The 15,365-nt window shown below is 72.0% G+C and carries 13 protein-coding genes and 1 pseudogene; 7 read left to right on the plus strand and 7 right to left on the minus strand.

Annotation, left to right across the window (positions count from 1 at the left end):
* Positions 1-3: 3 nt before the first annotated feature.
* From AB0G04_RS17615 to AB0G04_RS17630, 4 genes are all read right to left on the minus strand, one after another.
* Positions 4-2,073, minus strand: a complete 2,070-nt coding sequence (locus AB0G04_RS17615; RefSeq protein ID WP_360983199.1) for a DUF3152 domain-containing protein — start codon at positions 2,071-2,073, stop codon at positions 4-6.
* 78 nt (positions 2,074-2,151) lie between these two features.
* Positions 2,152-3,051 (minus strand): DUF3152 domain-containing protein, encoded by a 900-nt coding sequence (locus tag AB0G04_RS17620; RefSeq protein ID WP_360983201.1) that lies wholly within the window; start codon positions 3,049-3,051, stop codon positions 2,152-2,154.
* A gap of 188 nt (positions 3,052-3,239) precedes the next feature.
* The gene (locus AB0G04_RS17625) at positions 3,240-4,199 is read right to left on the minus strand and encodes an alpha/beta hydrolase (RefSeq protein WP_360983203.1); all 960 of its coding nucleotides are present in this window, start codon (positions 4,197-4,199) and stop codon (positions 3,240-3,242) included.
* Entirely contained in the window at positions 4,199-5,893 is a 1,695-nt protein-coding gene (locus AB0G04_RS17630; RefSeq protein WP_360983205.1) for a Daple, read from the minus strand. Before AB0G04_RS17630 ends, AB0G04_RS17625 begins: the two co-directional genes overlap by 1 nt.
* Before the next feature lie 300 nt (positions 5,894-6,193).
* Between AB0G04_RS17630 and AB0G04_RS17635 the strand changes: the two genes are divergently transcribed.
* The 3 genes and pseudogenes from AB0G04_RS17635 to AB0G04_RS17645 form a co-directional block, all read left to right on the plus strand.
* Positions 6,194-6,853: a TetR/AcrR family transcriptional regulator gene (locus AB0G04_RS17635; protein ID WP_043531207.1), complete on the plus strand. Its 660-nt coding sequence runs from the start codon at positions 6,194-6,196 to the stop codon at positions 6,851-6,853.
* Positions 6,854-6,893: 40 nt separating this feature from the next.
* Positions 6,894-7,118: a DUF3107 domain-containing protein gene (locus AB0G04_RS17640; RefSeq protein WP_360983207.1), complete on the plus strand. Its 225-nt coding sequence runs from the start codon at positions 6,894-6,896 to the stop codon at positions 7,116-7,118.
* A 239-nt stretch (positions 7,119-7,357) separates the two neighbouring features.
* A pseudogene (locus AB0G04_RS17645) lies at positions 7,358-8,836 on the plus strand (DEAD/DEAH box helicase); the annotation flags it as partial.
* A 633-nt stretch (positions 8,837-9,469) separates the two neighbouring features.
* Here AB0G04_RS17645 and AB0G04_RS17650 read toward each other — a convergent pair.
* Complete coding sequence (locus AB0G04_RS17650) at positions 9,470-10,102, minus strand: biliverdin-producing heme oxygenase (protein ID WP_360983209.1); 633 nt, start codon at positions 10,100-10,102, stop codon at positions 9,470-9,472.
* Positions 10,103-10,205: 103 nt separating this feature from the next.
* Here AB0G04_RS17650 and AB0G04_RS17655 point away from each other — a divergent pair, with 103 nt between their 5' ends.
* The gene (locus AB0G04_RS17655) at positions 10,206-11,342 is read left to right on the plus strand and encodes an SAM-dependent methyltransferase (RefSeq protein ID WP_360983211.1); all 1,137 of its coding nucleotides are present in this window, start codon (positions 10,206-10,208) and stop codon (positions 11,340-11,342) included.
* Here AB0G04_RS17655 and AB0G04_RS17660 read toward each other — a convergent pair.
* The gene (locus AB0G04_RS17660; RefSeq protein ID WP_360983212.1) at positions 11,335-12,306 is read right to left on the minus strand and encodes a hypothetical protein; all 972 of its coding nucleotides are present in this window, start codon (positions 12,304-12,306) and stop codon (positions 11,335-11,337) included. The genes AB0G04_RS17655 and AB0G04_RS17660 overlap by 8 nt on opposite strands.
* A complete protein-coding gene (locus AB0G04_RS17665) occupies positions 12,299-12,511 on the minus strand; it encodes a heavy metal-associated domain-containing protein (protein ID WP_360983215.1) in 213 nt (70 codons plus the stop codon). Before AB0G04_RS17665 ends, AB0G04_RS17660 begins: the two co-directional genes overlap by 8 nt.
* A 97-nt stretch (positions 12,512-12,608) precedes the next feature.
* On the opposite strand from AB0G04_RS17665, the gene AB0G04_RS17670 reads away from it, so the two are divergent.
* From AB0G04_RS17670 to AB0G04_RS17680, 3 genes are all read left to right on the plus strand, one after another.
* Positions 12,609-13,340 carry a hypothetical protein gene (locus tag AB0G04_RS17670; RefSeq protein WP_360983217.1) on the plus strand — a complete coding sequence of 244 codons (732 nt, stop codon included), beginning with the start codon at positions 12,609-12,611 and terminating at the stop codon, positions 13,338-13,340.
* Complete coding sequence (locus tag AB0G04_RS17675; RefSeq protein ID WP_360983219.1) at positions 13,337-14,503, plus strand: nucleotidyl transferase AbiEii/AbiGii toxin family protein; 1,167 nt, start codon at positions 13,337-13,339, stop codon at positions 14,501-14,503. Before AB0G04_RS17670 ends, AB0G04_RS17675 begins: the two co-directional genes overlap by 4 nt.
* Before the next feature lie 125 nt (positions 14,504-14,628).
* Positions 14,629-15,090 (plus strand): GNAT family N-acetyltransferase, encoded by a 462-nt coding sequence (locus tag AB0G04_RS17680; RefSeq protein ID WP_360983221.1) that lies wholly within the window; start codon positions 14,629-14,631, stop codon positions 15,088-15,090.
* The last annotated feature ends 275 nt before the right edge of the window (positions 15,091-15,365 follow it).

Consider the following 15,365-nt stretch of genomic DNA (forward strand, 5'->3'; position numbering starts at 1 on the left):
TATTCACGCTACCGGTTCACCGGCGTACCGCTCGCCGTCCAGATAGGGCCACGGGTTCGGCGTACAACCCTTGAGCCCGAGAGTCTGCTGCATCATCACCGGAGCCGGTTCGCCCTTGCCGGGGCACGCCTCGTGCCCGTGCCCGAACTCGTGGCCGACCTCATGGTTGATCGTGTACCGCCGGTACATCTCGAGCTCGCCCTCGTAGTCGGGCACCGCGTCGGCCCAGCGGTCGGCGTTGATGATGACCTGGCCGGAGACCCGGCACGACGTGTAACCCTCGGTGTCCAGCCCGCCGCTCGCGCACATCCGTTCCGACGTCTTCGCCGAGGCCAGGTAGATGGTGAAGTCGAAATCACCGGACTTCGGCACCCGGCGCAACCGCAGCCGCCCGTCGTGGATCCAGCTCCGCTCGTCGCCCAGGGTCTCGTCGACGGCCTCGGCGAACTCACCGGCCGACGTGTCCTCGACGACCTTCTCGACCGCCACCCGGAAGCGGTACAACCGGCCCCCACTGCCCAGTGCCGGGCCGCGGTCCTTCGCGTACCCGAACTCACCGGCCTTTCCCTTCGGCGCCGATTCGTCCTCGTCCTCGTCCTCGCCCCCGGTCTTCTGCGGCTCGGCCGCCGTCTGCGGCATCTGCGGCACCGGCCCGGCCGCCGGCCCGACACCGGCCGGTTCGGCGGCGCGTTGTGCGGCGTCGCGCCCGGGTGCGAGCGGCCGCTCGTCGTCGCGCAGTTCATGCCCGGCGATCAAAATCAGAACCACGAGCAGGATGTACGCCAGGAGCATCAGCCGACGGCGCCGCCGGACGCGCCGGGCACCGGCCGTCTCGGAGACGGCGTGCCGTGCCTGGCCGGCGGACCGTGCGTGGGCCGGCACGTAGTCGTTCTCGGCGTGGGTCAGCACCGACGGCAGGAAGTCGGACTCCGGCTCCTCTTCCGGGAAGATCTCGACCGGCCGGGGGCGCGGTGTGACCGCTTCCGGCTCGGGGTCGAGCTCGGCCACGGGCGCCGGCGCCGGCTCCTCGGGCCGCGGCGGTACCGGCGCCGGGACGTAGATGTTCTCGGTGAGATTCCGTTCCAGCATCGACTTCGGCGGCCAGAGGTTGTCCGGCAGTTCGGCCGGCAGCCGCACGCTCGGCGGAAGTCCGATGGGCCGGTTCATCGTCCGCGGGTACTCGTCGTAACCGGTACCCGGTCCGGGAGCGGCCACCGCCTGCTCGCCGGCGTGCACGGCGGGCGGCTCCACGCCGAGCCAGCCGTTCTCCGGCGACAGCCCGTCCCAGTGGTCCGGCTGGGAACGGACGTCCCCGGGTGGGCGGGAGCCGAGTGACGTACGGCCGGCAATGCCCGGCCCCGTACCGGAGCGGGTGGACCGTCGCCCGCCGACGGCGCGCGGGTTCACGAAGGAGCCCGGCGCAGCAAGCGGGTCGTCGCCGGCCGGAGCGGGCGGTGGCGGCTCCACCGGACGGGGCGTCGAGGCGGCCAGGCGCTCCGCGGCCAGTTCGAAGATGCCCCGGGTCATCTCGCGTGCCGGGGCGGGTGGATCGGGACTCTCCGGCCCGCTGAGGGCAGGCGTGGCGGGCTCCGGGTCCGGGACGGCCCGGCGCGTACGTGAACCGGTCACCCGCCGGGCCGGCGGCCCCTCGGCCGGTGTGGTCCTCGCGGTGCTCCGCCGGCGGGCCTGCGGCTCCTCCGGAACCGGCTCCACCGGCGCGGTGGCCGTCTTACGGGCCGGGGCACGGCCGGTGGCGGTCCGCGCCGAGGTCGACTTGACCGCGGCCGGTTTCGCCGGCGGCTCGGCGGTCTCCGCGGCGGGCGTCGACTTCTTGCCGGCCGGTTTGCGGGCGGGTTCGTCGGCGGCACTCTTGCGGTTCCGGCGAGCGGGCTCGGCCGGGGCGGTCACCGGGGCACGGCCCGTGGTGGTGGTCGCCGCGACGGTGCGCCGCCGGGGCGACGTGGCCGCGGGGGTACCGGAGGCGGCCGCGGTCTCGGCGCGGGAGCGCTCGGCTCGGCCGCGCCGGTCGGGTCCGGCGTCCGGGTCAACGGGGCCATTTGTCGCGTTTGCCATAGCAAGCGCCAGCCTGCCACGACTCCCCGCGTGTCACAGGACTTTCGGATTTCCGTACCGGATGAGCGGAAGCAGAGCTCAGAGCCGTGGGCCGGAAAGGTCCCGGCCGTGGTGCCGGGGCCAGGAGAACGGGACGCAGCCACGCAGAGTCAGCGTCTGCTGCACCATCACCGGCGCCGGGCCACCGGCTTTCGGGCACCCCTCGTGCCGGTGCCCGAGCTCGTGGCCGACCTCGTGGTTGATCACGTACTGCCGGTAGACGGCGAGGTCGGCCCTCGCCTCCAGATAGGGCCGGGCCGACATCCGCCAGCGGTCCAGGTTGATGATCGCCTTGCCGACGGCCCGGCACGACGTGAACGGCACCCCGTTGATCCGGATGCCGGTGCCGCCCCGCTCGCACATGCGGCCCGCGGTCTCCCGGGTCGCCAGGTAGACGGTGAAATCGGCCGGGTCGGCGCCGGCCACCATCTGCATCCGGACGCGCCCGCTGCCGACCCAGCTCCGCTCGTCGGACAGGATGGCGCGGACCTGGGCGGCGAACGCGGTGACGTCCTCGCCGCTGCCCTTCTCCACGGCCACCTTGAACCGGCGGACCGTGCCGCCGGTGCCGGCGATCGGGCCGCGCTCGTTCGCGAACGCGAAGTCACCGGAGCCTTTGACCGGCACATCGCCGGGAAGCTTCAGCACGCCCTCGGCCGGGAACGGTGAGGCGGGTGTCGGGGTGGGCGAAGCCGGCGCGGGGACGCCCAGCGGTGTGGTGGGAATCGCGGACGGCGCCGGGGCCGGGATCAGGGCCGACGGTGAGGCCGCGGCGGCCGCGTTGCCGGGCGGACCGCTCGCCGTGCCGAACGGGCGGCCGACCGCCACCACGGTGAACAGCACCACCGTTGCGGCCAGCACCACCAGCCACGCCTGACGCCACCGGTCTCCCGGTGCGAGAGATCGCGGCTCGGTCACGGGGCTGGGCGGGGAGATCATGGGCCTCCAGACTCGCACGAAACCGCCCACAGCTCCCAGCGCGGTAGCGGCTTGTGCGCTTTGCTACACCGTGCAACCCGGCGGCTCAGCCGGACGTCACGCCTCGCCGCACCGTGCAACCCGGGCGGCTCGCAATCCGGGCGGCTCAGCCGGACATCACGCCTCGCTGCACCGTGCAACCCGGCGGCTCAGCCGGACGTCACGCCGACCTCGTCGAGGAGACCCACGACGGCACGGGCCACCAGCCGGGGGACCTCCATCTGGGCGACGTGACCGACGCCCGGAAGGATGAGCAGGCGGCTGTCCGGGACGACGCGGGCGACCTGGGCCGGCACCCGCGGATCGACGAGCCGGTCGTTGAGACCCCCGATGACCAGGGTGGGCGCCTGGATCCGGGCGGCCAGCCGCCACTGGGAGTTGACGCCCGGCAGGTAGGCGCGGAGGAAACTGCCCACCAGGCCGCGCAGCGTGCCGAGGTAGGCCTTCGGATAGTGCGCGACCGTGTAGCGGAGCTGGATCTCCTCCATCGCCTCGGCACGGCGCTGCGGGTGCACCTTCGACGTGTCACCGAAACAGGCGGCCAGCACCTGCTCGGCCATCTGCTCGGCGGTGATCCGCGTGAGCGCCCACGCCATCAGGCGCTCGGCGCCCGGCATCGCCAGCAACGGCAGGACCGGGCCCTGCGCGGTGCGGCGCGGATTCAGGAACGGCATGGCCGGGGAGATCAGCGTGAGGGTACGGACCAGATCGGGCCGCAGGGCCGCCACCCGGACCGAGATCGACCCGCCGAGCGAGTTGCCGATCAGGTGGACCGGGCCACGGCCGGCGCTCTCCAGGTAGTCGACGAGCGTCGCCGCGAAGGCGGCGATCGAATACCGCGGGCTGGGGTCGCTGTATCCGAAACCGGGCAGGTCCACGGCCTGGCCGTCGAGCCGGTCGGCGAGCAGGCCGGCCAGATCGGTGAAGTTCTGCGACGAGCCGCCGAGACCGTGCACGTAGACGGCGGGCTCGGCCCCCGGGCTCTGTCCCGGCGTGTCCCGCACGTGCAACATCGAGCCGCCGACCATGACTTGCCGCGCGGGCCACGGTGGTGGAATCTCACCCTCCGGCAACAGCGCGCTGTCGTCGGCCAGATTTGCGCCCTTCATCAGGCCAAGAGTGCCTCAAGCCGCCGGTTGACCGCGGACAGTGTGGCGCGGACCATGGCGTGCCGGTCGTCACCTGTCACCACGGCCGAGCCGGCCAGCTGCTCGACCCAGCCGCCGCCGCACGACAGCAGCAGCACGACCACGGCGACCTGCATCGGCCCGAAGGAGACCGCGGCCGCGTGCTCGACGAAGCACCGGGCCGGACCCTCCTGGTGCTGCGAGGTGGAGAGCAGCTCGTCGACCGCACCGGCGGTGGCCGTCGCGCAGAGACGCAACAGGTAGCCGTCGACGGCCGGGCCGGTCGCGACACCGGAGGCGCTCCGTCCACCGGCACGCAGGCGGACCTCCACTGTGGCGTCCGCACCGAACGTGTTGACGTGCACGTTCTCGATGATCACGCGAGGGCCCGGGTTGTCGCCCGGGTCCAGCGGGCGCGGCTTGGAGGCGTCGGCCGGGACCAGCGCGGCACCGGCGTTGACCATCTGCGGCCGGGGCTCGGCCGGGGGCACCGCGACGGGCTGTGGCAGCGCGGACACCGGCGCCACCGAGACCGGAGCGGACGTGGGAGCCGAGGACACCGGCGCGGGGGCGACCGGGCTGGAAACGGGGCTCGAGACCGGGGCGACGGGCACCGAGGCACGGGCGGGACGGGTCGGCTGGCTCGGCAGCAGCGGTGTGCCGCGCGGCGACGAGACCGGCGCGCTGGACGGCCGGAACGCGGCCGGCGCGTCACCGGGCATCGCCGCGTCCAGGCCCATCCGTTCCTGCAGCAGACGGGCCACCTGGCGGCTCACCTCGGCCGCGTCGGCGCCGTCGGCGAGGTCGAGCCGCAGACTGTGGGCGCCGGCCGGCGTGGCCCGCAGCGAGGCGTCGCGGACTCCGGGCACCTCACGGACCGCGCCCAGGATGTCCTGGACGTCGAAACCCTCCTGGCGCTCCTGGGCGGGTACGACGTCACCGCGGCGCAGGTGCGTCGCGATGCGGGCCAGAGCTGGCGCTTCGGCCGACGGTTCCACGGAGGGCGGCTCCGGAACTCTCGGGACGTCCGGCTGGGCCGGGACGCGCTGCGGCAGTGTCCCGCTCGTGTCGTCGCCGGTCTCGGCGTCACCGGCGTCCGGGCCGGCGAAACCGGAGCCCGCGCCGGGCGGGGCGTAGGTCGGTGTGGCTTCGGGCACCGGGTCGTACGGCCGGCGCGCGAATCCCGGAGGATCGTACGCCGAAGTTTCGCCCGCCGGCCCGTCCAGCTGCGGCAGACCCTGGGCCAGGGTGTCGGTGACCAGCGCGTGCCGTGACCGGCCCGGCTCGCCGGAGGCCGGGGCGACCGGGGGCGGGGCCACGGGGGGCGGAGCGACCGGCGGCGGGCCCTGGACCGGCTCGGGCACCCAGTCCGGGCGCGGAGCCGGCACGGTCGGCCGCGGGCGGTAGGCGTCGTCGAGGTCGCCCTCGTAGGGGTACGGAGGGGCGCTGCTCGGGGTCTGCGTGACCGGGGGGCGGCGGTGACTGCCGAGGATGTCGGCGAGCCTGCTCCGCTCGGCGGACCACGCTTCAGGTGACCCGGACGGGGGATTCTCGGAACCCGGTGCCGGTGCGGGGACCCCGGACGCGGGTGCGGCCCCGAAGGGACGTTCCGCCGGGAACTGCTGCCTGCCGAAGGTCCGCCCGTCGGACGGCCGCCGCCAAGGTGGCGTGTCCACTCCCTGCTCCAATGCCGCTCCCGTACCGGACCACGGACTTTCGTCGTTCGTCCAGCCGTTCACCCGTGTGCGGTCCTGCGAATCGGCCCCGTTGCCACCCGCTGAGGCTCCCGTGTCTCCGGAATGCCCTGATTCATCCACCGCGTGCTCCTCGCTCGCCCCCGCTGAGGCTACCGTGTCGTTGCAGTGGCGATAAGTTGCAGCGTCGCGACAATTGCCCGCACGACCGCGACATGCGCCGATCCGGGCAAACCGAGACGACAGACCGCGGGGACCCGACCCCCCTGGAGGTTCACAGAAATGACCGCTGCGTCCGGCGGGCCACAGACCGCTCGACCCACCCGCCTGCCCCGTTCGGCGCGACGCAAGCAGTTGCTGGCCGCCGCGCAGCAGATCTTCGTCGCGCACGGCTACCACGCCGCCGCGATGGACGACATCGCGGAACGGGCCGGCGTCTCGAAGCCCGTTCTCTACCAGCACTTCCCCGGCAAGCTGGAGCTTTACCTGGCCCTGCTGGACACGCACTGCGACGCGATAATCGCCAAGGTGCGCGGGGCCATGCAGGCGTCTCCCGACAACAAGGAACGCGTGAAGGGCGCCGTCCGGGCGTACTTCGATTTCATGGATCACGAGAGCGAGGCGTTCCGGCTCGTCTTCGAGTCGGACCTGCGCAACGACCCCCAGGTCCGCCAGCGGGTCGAGCGGGTCGAGCAGGGCTGCATCGCCGCTGTGACGGACACCATCATCTCGGACACCGGACTGCGTCCGGACCAGGCCGAGCTGCTCGCCTCCGGTCTCGCCGGAGCGGCCGGACAGGCTGCGCAGTTCTGGCTCGCCAACGGTCGTCGTACGCCCAAAGCTGAAGCCGAAGCGCTCGTAGCTGCGCTGATCTGGCGCGGGATCGCCAGCTTCCCCCTGCAGGGCGGCTCAACGGCCGGAATGGCACCGGAAATCGGATAACCTTTCGGTCGGGTAGACGGATCTTTTTAGGAGGGGCCCCGTGGAGGTCAAGATCGGCGTGCAGCATTCGCCGCGTGAGCTGGTGCTCGAAAGCGCCCAGACCCCGGCGGAGGTCGAGCAGCTGGTGTCCGAGGCCCTCGCCAAGGACGGCATCCTGTCGCTGACCGATGAGAAGGGCCGCAAGGTGATCATCCCGGTCGCCAAGCTGGCCTACGTGGAGATCGCCGAGGCGTCGCACCGCCCGTTCGGCTTCACCACGCGCTGAGGTTCCGGCGAGCTGGGTTTTCGGCAACGGGAGGGCGCCCTGATCTCAGGGCTCCCTCCCGTAACTCTCTCTGGGCGAGTCTGCTACCAGGTCAGGTAGAGTGGCCTGTGTCGTCGTCGATCTGTCAAGTCGACGACCCCGCGTGTGGCCCGCTTTCGAGCGTGCGGCCCGCGCCTACACGAGAACCGCGCCCAAAGACTTCCGACGGGCGCACCACGAGAGGGCACCCGTAAAACTTCATGACCGACAATGAGCAAGCTCTAGTACCCGTCACCAGTCGTGCTCCGGTTCGTCCCGACAGCCCCACTTTCGCCGAGCTGGGCGTCCGGGCGGAGACCGTCGAGGCCCTCGCCAAGGCCGGCATCACGCACGCCTTCGCGATCCAGGAGTACGCCCTGCCCATCGCGCTGCGGGGCACCGACCTGATCGGTCAGGCACCGACCGGCACCGGCAAGACCCTCGGCTTCGGCCTGCCCCTGCTCGAGCGCGTCACCGCCCCCAGCGAGGGCGCCGACGGCCAGCCGCAGGCCCTGATCGTCGTCCCGACCCGTGAGCTGGGCCTGCAGGTGGCCCGCGACCTCGCCGCTGCGGGCAGCACCCGGGGTGTCCGCGTCCTGCCGATCTACGGCGGAGTGGCGTACGAGCCTCAGGTCGAGGTTCTCAAGAAGGGCGTCGAGATCCTGGTCGGCACCCCCGGCCGCCTGCTCGACCTGTGCAAGCAGAAGATGCTCAAGCTGGGCTCGGTCAAGGCCCTGGTGCTCGACGAGGCCGACCGGATGCTCGACCTGGGCTTCCTGGAGGACGTCGAGAAGATCCTGGCGATGATCCCGGCGAAGCGGCAGACGATGCTGTTCTCGGCCACCATGCCGGACCCGATCGTGGCCCTGTCCCGCCGGTTCCTGCACAATCCGGTCACGATCCACGCCGGGCACACCACCGAGAGCGGCCCGTCCCCGCTCACCAAGCAGGTCGTGTACCGCACCCACCCGATGAACAAGCTCGAGATGGTCGCGCGCATCCTGCAGGCCAAGGACCGCAGCCTCACGATGATCTTCACGCGCACCAAGCGGGCCGCCGACCGGGTCGCCGAGGACCTCGACTTCCGTGGTTTCGCGGTCGCGGCCGTGCACGGCGACCTGGGCCAGGGTGCCCGCGAGCGTGCGCTCCGGGCGTTCCGCAGCGGCAAGATCGACGTGCTGGTGGCGACCGACGTCGCGGCCCGTGGTCTCGACGTCTCCGGCGTCACCCACGTGATCAACTACGACTGCCCGGAAGACCCGGAGACCTACACGCACCGCATCGGCCGCACCGGCCGGGCCGGCGCCACCGGTTCCGCGATCACCTTCGTGGACTGGGAGGACATGCCGCGCTGGGTGCTCATCGACAAGTCGCTGGGCCTCAGCATGCCGGAGCCGCCGGAGACGTACCACACGAGTCCCGCGCTCTACGCCGACCTGGACATCCCCTCCGACATCTCGGGCACCCTGCCGACCGCCTCCCGCAGCCGGGCCGGGCTCTCCGCCGAGATCGAGGAAGACCTCGGTAGCGTCGGGCGACGCGGACGCGGCAGCCGGGATCGAGGCGACCGGAACGACCGCGGCGGGCGAAGCCGTGGCCGGAGTGGGGACAGCGGCCCGTCGGCCACCGGTCCGGCGCCCGAGACCACCTCGCCCAGCGAGACGGCCGAGCGGACCCAACGGCAGCGCCGCCGCCGCCGGGTCGTCGAGGACGGACCCGGTGCACCGGAGACCGCGGCCCCGGTGTCGGCGGAGCCTTCGGACGTACTCTCGTCTGAGGAAACCGCACCGCGCTCCCGGACCCGCCGTCGCCGGAGCACCGCTGCCGTGGTCGTCCCGTCCGACGACGCCGCTCCGGCGGCGGAAGCCACCGTGGCCGCTCCGGCGGCCGAGGGGACCGCGACCGCTCCGGCGGCCGTCGCTCCGGCGGCCGAAGGGATCCTGGCCGCTCCGGCGGTCGTGGAGACCGTGACCGCACCGGCCGACGAGGCACCGGCCGCCGCGCCGCGCCGCCGTCGCCGCACCACCGCGACACCGCCCGTCACCTCCGGGGATGCCGCTCCGGCTGCCTCTGCGGATGCTGCTCCGGCTTCCTCCGTGGAGGCCGCTCCGGCTTCGGATGCTGCTCCGGCTTCGGATGCCGCTCCGGCTTCCTCGGCGGAGACCGCCGCCGCACCGCGCCGTCGCCGCCGCCGCACCACGGGCGCGGCCGAGGCCGACCTGTCCGGCGGTTCCGAGGCCGGCGTGGGCACCACCGCCGACGCCTGATCCACGACGGCAACTGATCCACATGACCGATGACGCGGGACCGGAGAACCGGTCCCGCGTTCTCCGTCAGGTCCAGTTGTCGCGCAGCTCGGCCAGCAGATCCATGTTGAGCCGGTACGCGGTGGCCACCTCGGCGAGGAAGGCATCCTGCTGCCGCCGGGCCCACGGGACGGCGTTGAGCCGATCCCGGTACCGGGCGCGGAACAGTGGTGGATCGATCCCCTCGAAGACGAAGAAGCGGAACCCGTCCCGGCGGAATCCGTACGCCTCGACGACGGCCTGCCGCAGCCACTGCCCTCCGGAGAGGTCCGCGAGATAGCGGGTGCAGTGATGTGCCACATACTCGGTGACCCGGCCGAACGCCGCGCTGCGGATCCGGGTGCAGTAGGTGGTGGTGGCCGGCAGCGCGGTGATCCGGGTCTGCCAGCGCGAGCCGAAGAGGAACCGCAGGTCGGACTCGAGTGCCGGCACCCGGAACAGTTCCGGGTATACGAACGGCCGGGCCATCGGGTCGTCGGCCATCGCCGCCGAGGCCAGCTCCAGCGACTCGTAGATGAACCAGTACTGGCTCAGCAGCTCGGCGTACGCGGCGAGCGGCAGCCGTCCGGCCGCGAGGCTGGCGACGAACGGGCTCGGCAACGCTCCGGAACGCTCCTCGCGGGTGGTCTCCCGCAGACGGTCGGAGAGCAGAGTGGACATCGCGGCGGCACCTCGTCTTCGCTACGGCACCGACCAACTTAACCGCGAGAGGCGCGATCCACGACCCCTCGGGGCCATCCGGACCGCCGGGCAGAATGGGACCATGCCAGAACCGCTCGAAACAGTCCTCGCCGAGGTGCGTGAGCTACTCCTCGCACCGGGCCTCACCCGGGCCGTCGCAGCCGGCCGTCGCCGCGGGCACGTCCCGTCGGTGACCCGCGCGCAGCTACGCCCGGTGACCCTGAAGCAGGGACGGCGGTTGCAGATCGTCACCGACGACGGGGCCCGGCCGTTCACCCGTAACGTCGACGACGCCGACGCGGCCGAGGCCGTCGACGCGCTGCTGGCCGAGCCGTTCGGCAACTGGCACGTGGAGACCGACTCGGCGACCGTGCAGGTCCGGGTGACGAAGAAGGGCGACGCCCAGGTGCACCGGTCCGCCGCGGTCGCTGCGCCGCGGGCCCCGGAGACGCACGACCGGGCCAAGCAGTGGCTGCTCGACCCGGGAGACCCGCTGTTCACGGTGGTCGGCGGCACCGCGGCGAAACGCCGCCAGATCGACGCCTTCCTGCGGGCGCTCGCCGCGACCCTCCCCGACGATCTCCCGACGCCGCTGCGCGTCGTCGACCTGGGCTGCGGCAATGCCTACCTGACCTTCGCCGCCTATCGATACCTGGCCGGGCGGGGCGTTGCGGTCCAGGTGGTCGGGGTCGACGTCCGCGAGGATCAGCGGGTACGCAACAGCGCGGTCGCCGCCGAACTCGGCTGCTCCACCGACGTAACCTTCGTGGCCGGCACCATCGAGGACGCTCAGCTGCCGTTCGAGCCCGACCTGGTGCTCGCGCTGCACGCCTGCGACACGGCCACCGACCAGGCCCTGGCCCGGGCCGTCGAGTGGGAGGCCCGGTGGGTGCTGGCCGCGCCCTGCTGCCACCACGACATCGCGGCACAACTCAAAGTGTCGGGTGCGCCGTCGCCGTACGCGGAGGTGACCAGGCACGCCATCCTGCGGGAACGGTTCGCCGACGTGCTCACCGACTCGCTGCGCGCCGCCCTGCTGCGCCTGCACGGATACCGGGTGGACGTTGTCGAGTTCATCGACTCGGCCCACACCCCGCGCAACCTGATGCTGCGTGCCCGACGGACCGGTGCCCGGCCCACCGGCGAGCAGCAAGCCGAGTACGACTCCCTGACCGGCCAGTGGGGGGTCACTCCGGCCCTGGCGAAGATGCTCAGCTGACGACGACCGTCCAGGCCGCCGTGGACACCTTCCCGGCGACCTGGAAGTCGAAGAACATCCGGTACGTGCCGCGGCTCGGGGCGGCCAGCCAGAACTTGACCTTGCCGTCGACCGGTTGCTTCTCCGGGTGCACGTGGACGTATCCGAGATCACCCTGCCGGAGCACGACCAGATGGCCGTAGGCACCGAGGTACGGCTCGGGCGTCACCGGCCGCCCTGCCCCGTCGGTGACCGTCATCAGCAGGGGCTGAGTCGACTCGGTGGCGGGCGTTCCCTCGTACCCCACCGTGAAATCGCCGGTGGTCGCCGACCGGACCGGATCGGGCACGGTGACCGGCGTGTAGGCCCCCGCGACCGTCAGGTCGTGTCCCAGCGTGGCGGCGATCTCGACGCCACCGACCAGCGCGGTGAAATCGGCGAACATGCGGTGGACGCCGGGCTCGGCCAGCGTGAGATCGACACTCCATGTGCCGTCCGGCGCCATCACCGGGTGTAGATGCTGAAAACCGGTCAGGTCACGCCTTGCGACGATCAGGTGCAGTTGCTTCTCGTGCACGACCGAGTAGGTGGTGATCGGCGCCCCACCCGGCCCGCTGATCGTGAACTCGAGCTTCTGTGGTTTGCCCGCCTCGAACAGTGTGGTGAGCGGCGTCACGGTGAGACCACCGCCACTCAGCGAGAGCCCGCCGACCGGGGCGCCGGTGCCGCCCGCGCCCACCGGGGCGGTGACACCGTGCGTGTGCGGCTGACTCTCGTCGAACGGGCTCGCCGACGGGGTGGACTGGGGAGTCGCGGCCGCCGGAGCGCCCGTCCCGCTGTTCAGACGGCCGAGACCGTAGCCGGCAAAAAGCACGACAATCAGCAGGGCCCCGATCGCGGCGAACCGGAAACCCGGGGTCGCCGGAGTCGCCCCATCCGCCTTCGAAAGTCCGAAAACCGGCTCCTCGGGCTCCTGGTCAGGCATCCGCGAGCTCGTAGCCGGCCTCGTCGACCGCCGCACGCACCGCCTCGTCGGAGAGAGGAGCGTCACTGGTCACCGTCACACCGCCGGAAGCGAGATCGACCTCCACGCCGGTGACTCCCGGCACAGCCGAGAGCTCCTGGGTGACCGACTGGACGCAGTGCGAGCAGGTCATGCCCTTCACGGTGAAAGTGCTGGTCACGGCCACAATAGGATCCCCTCAGCCCGGTCTGACTCATTGGTGAGCCTACCCGCCGCCCTCCCGGCCGATCCGGGATGTCGTACCTCGCGGTTAGCGTGCCGGGGTGAGCCGATACGAGATCCATCTGACGGTGTCCGCCGACGCCTCCGACGACCAGCTCCGGTCGTGGGCGACGAGCCGAGGCGTCAAATACACCCGGATCGTGCTCGAGCGCGGACAACACGCCAGCCAGCCGATGCTGAGCTGGCTATCCGACGGCACCCCGGCCTCCGCCGAGGCCGGTGCCCGGCGCACTGCCGCCGAACTCCGGTCGTCCGGTTTTACGGTCACGCGCCTCAAGGTGGAGGCCGCCGCCTCCGGTGACGAGGCGCCGAAGACCACGGCCGAGGCCGGCCTGCAGCCGGACCGCTACTTCGAGCATCACATCAAGCTGCTGCTCAACCCCGGGACAGACCTTGATCTGGTACGCGCGATCGCCGCGCGATACGACGGCCATCTGTCCCGGAACGCCCGGCGCGTGCGCGACGACGGTGTCCAGGAGCGGTTCGTGACGCAGCGCTGCTACCGGATCGGGCGGGCCGAGGCGGCTGCCGAGCTGGCGCGCCTGCTCGACGCTCTGACGGCCCCCGATGTGCCCTCGCCCTCCGCTTTATCCGCACCTCCTTCCACCGCGCCCTCGCACGTTGTTGGGCCCTCGCACGCCGCCGCGTCCTCGCACGCTGTTGGGCCCTCGCGCGTCGTTGCTTCCGGGGAGGGGTGGCTCGTCGCCGAGGTCGAGGAGGAGTGGGTGCTGGTCGACGACAACCCCGGCCTGGACGCGGGCTGGTTCGGATGAACGCTCATCGGGCCGCCCTCGACCATGTACTGACGTTGATCGCCGAGTCACGGTTCGCCGAGTGGCTGGTGCTGCGCGGCAGCATGACGATGCCGGCCTGGGTCGGCGACGCGGCCCGGCCGCCGGGCGACCTCGACTGGGTGGTCCGTTCGCCGTCGTTGACACCGCTGGACGATCTTGATCCGTATCCGTACTTCAACCGCCTCGCTCCCGTACAGCAGTGGCCGGAAGCCGCACACGGCGCCGTCCGCAACGAGATCTGGGAGTTCGAGGAGTTCGACACGGGTGGCCGGCAGGCCCGCCTGCCACCGGAGGGCCTGCACTGGGTGCCGGCCGCCGGCCTGGACAGTTTCGGCGAGGAACTGTGGGACGACCAGTTCGTGAGTCTCATCCGCCGGAACCCGCGCACCTCCGACGGCATCCAATTCGACGCCGATTCGATCGACTGCCGTCAGGACTGGGATTACGCGGAGTACGAACCGGGTGGCGAGAACGGCCGCCTCCGCTTCGCTCTCCCCTGGAAGTCACCGACCGGTGAGGAAGGCACGGTCCAGGTCGACCTGTCCTTCGGCGAACCCATGCCGGACACCCCGGTGTGCACCGCCGTGCCCCGGGCCGGGGGCCTGCCACCACTCGGACTGTGGACGGCCACCGCCCCGCTCTCGCTGGCCTGGAAACTGCATTGGCTCGCCGCCGACCAGCAGACACACGGAGAGTCGGCGATGAAGGATGTCTACGACGCCGTGCTCCTGGGCGAACTGGACGGCATGCGGCTGCGTCCCCGGCTACGTCGCTTGGCACTGGGCGCCGGCTCCTCGCCCGTGCGGGCCCTGCAGCCGTACCGCGACTCGGCGCCGGTCCGCACCTCCGCATCACCCGGTGATGGCCCGGCATCGCCGCCCGCTTACCGGAACGGGCCGAGCCCATTGGGGCAACCGCTCGACCCGGCATCGCCGCCCGCCTCCCGGAACGGGGCGAACCCGTTGGGGCAACCGCTCGACCCGGCATCGCCGGCCGACCCTCAGATGGGGCCGTACCCGTTGGCGCGACTGCTCCATCCCGCCGGGATCCGTCGGTGGGCGGTGTCCGGCACGGTTGCCGGCGCAGGCGATCCGGCGACCTGGCTGTCCCGCCTGGCGGCCGTGGCCACCACCCTGCTGTAGCCCCCCGTTACCGGTCACCGGCCGTCCCACCAGGTACAGCGAGCTGACCTTCCCCCAAGGCGCCCGGCGGCCGCTGTGGCACCATGCGACCGGCCCCTTACGGATACATGACGAAGGAGCAGCTGATGGAAGACCTGGCACGCGATGGGTACGCACTGACGGCGGACCCGAAACGCGTCGACTTCACCAGGGTGCACCGGTGGCTCGCCGACGAGTCCTACTGGGCGGCCGGTCGCTCGTACGACCTGGTGGCCCGGTCGATCGACGGTTCCCTCCCCTACTCGGTCTTCACCGCCGACGGTTCCGAGCAGGTGGCCTTCGCCCGCGCGGTGACCGACGGCGCGACTTTCGCCTGGATCTGCGACGTCTTCGTGGATCAGCATCACCGGGGTCGCGGCCTGGGTAAATGGGTGGTCGACACCATCGTCGCCGACCTCTCCGACCGTGGAATCCAGCGTTTCCTCCTGGCTACTCGCGACGCCCACGAGGTCTACCGTCGTTCCGGCTTCGAGAATCTGGCCGGCGCCCAGCGGTTCATGGAGATCGACCGCCGCCCCACCCGGAACGCCATCCTCGGCGCATCCTGACCGCCCGCTCCCGGGCACCGGACACGCCGCGGGCCGTGAGCCGTGGCCAGAAAGCCGTGGCCGGCCGTGAGCCGTGAGCCGGGTCCATAGAACGTGCGCCGTGGCTGGCGGGCCGTTAGCCGTGGCCGGCGGGCAGTGAGCCGTGAGCCGGGGGCCCATAGGCAGTGAGCCGTGGCCGGCGGGCAGTGAACCCGGGCCGTGAGCCGGGGCCATAGGCCGTGGGCCACGGGCCGCCGAGGTGCGGCCGCGGCTTGTAGGCAGCGGCCGCAGGCTTT

It is taken from the genome of Actinoplanes sp. NPDC023801 (assembly GCF_040639655.1).
Classification (GTDB): domain Bacteria; phylum Actinomycetota; class Actinomycetes; order Mycobacteriales; family Micromonosporaceae; genus Actinoplanes.

Bases quoted from the DNA above. Each gene is read 5' to 3' on its own strand.
- AB0G04_RS17615 (WP_360983199.1), bottom strand. From the start codon at position 2,073: ATGGCAAACGCGACAAATGGCCCCGTTGACCCGGACGCCGGACCCGAC.
- AB0G04_RS17675 (WP_360983219.1), top strand. From the start codon at position 13,337: ATGAACGCTCATCGGGCCGCCCTCGACCATGTACTGACGTTGATCGCC.
- AB0G04_RS17620 (WP_360983201.1), bottom strand. From the start codon at position 3,051: ATGATCTCCCCGCCCAGCCCCGTGACCGAGCCGCGATCTCTCGCACCG.
- AB0G04_RS17625 (WP_360983203.1), bottom strand. From the start codon at position 4,199: ATGAAGGGCGCAAATCTGGCCGACGACAGCGCGCTGTTGCCGGAGGGT.
- AB0G04_RS17660 (WP_360983212.1), bottom strand. From the start codon at position 12,306: ATGCCTGACCAGGAGCCCGAGGAGCCGGTTTTCGGACTTTCGAAGGCG.
- AB0G04_RS17650 (WP_360983209.1), bottom strand. From the start codon at position 10,102: ATGTCCACTCTGCTCTCCGACCGTCTGCGGGAGACCACCCGCGAGGAG.
- AB0G04_RS17655 (WP_360983211.1), top strand. From the start codon at position 10,206: ATGCCAGAACCGCTCGAAACAGTCCTCGCCGAGGTGCGTGAGCTACTC.
- AB0G04_RS17680 (WP_360983221.1), top strand. From the start codon at position 14,629: ATGGAAGACCTGGCACGCGATGGGTACGCACTGACGGCGGACCCGAAA.
- AB0G04_RS17635 (WP_043531207.1), top strand. From the start codon at position 6,194: ATGACCGCTGCGTCCGGCGGGCCACAGACCGCTCGACCCACCCGCCTG.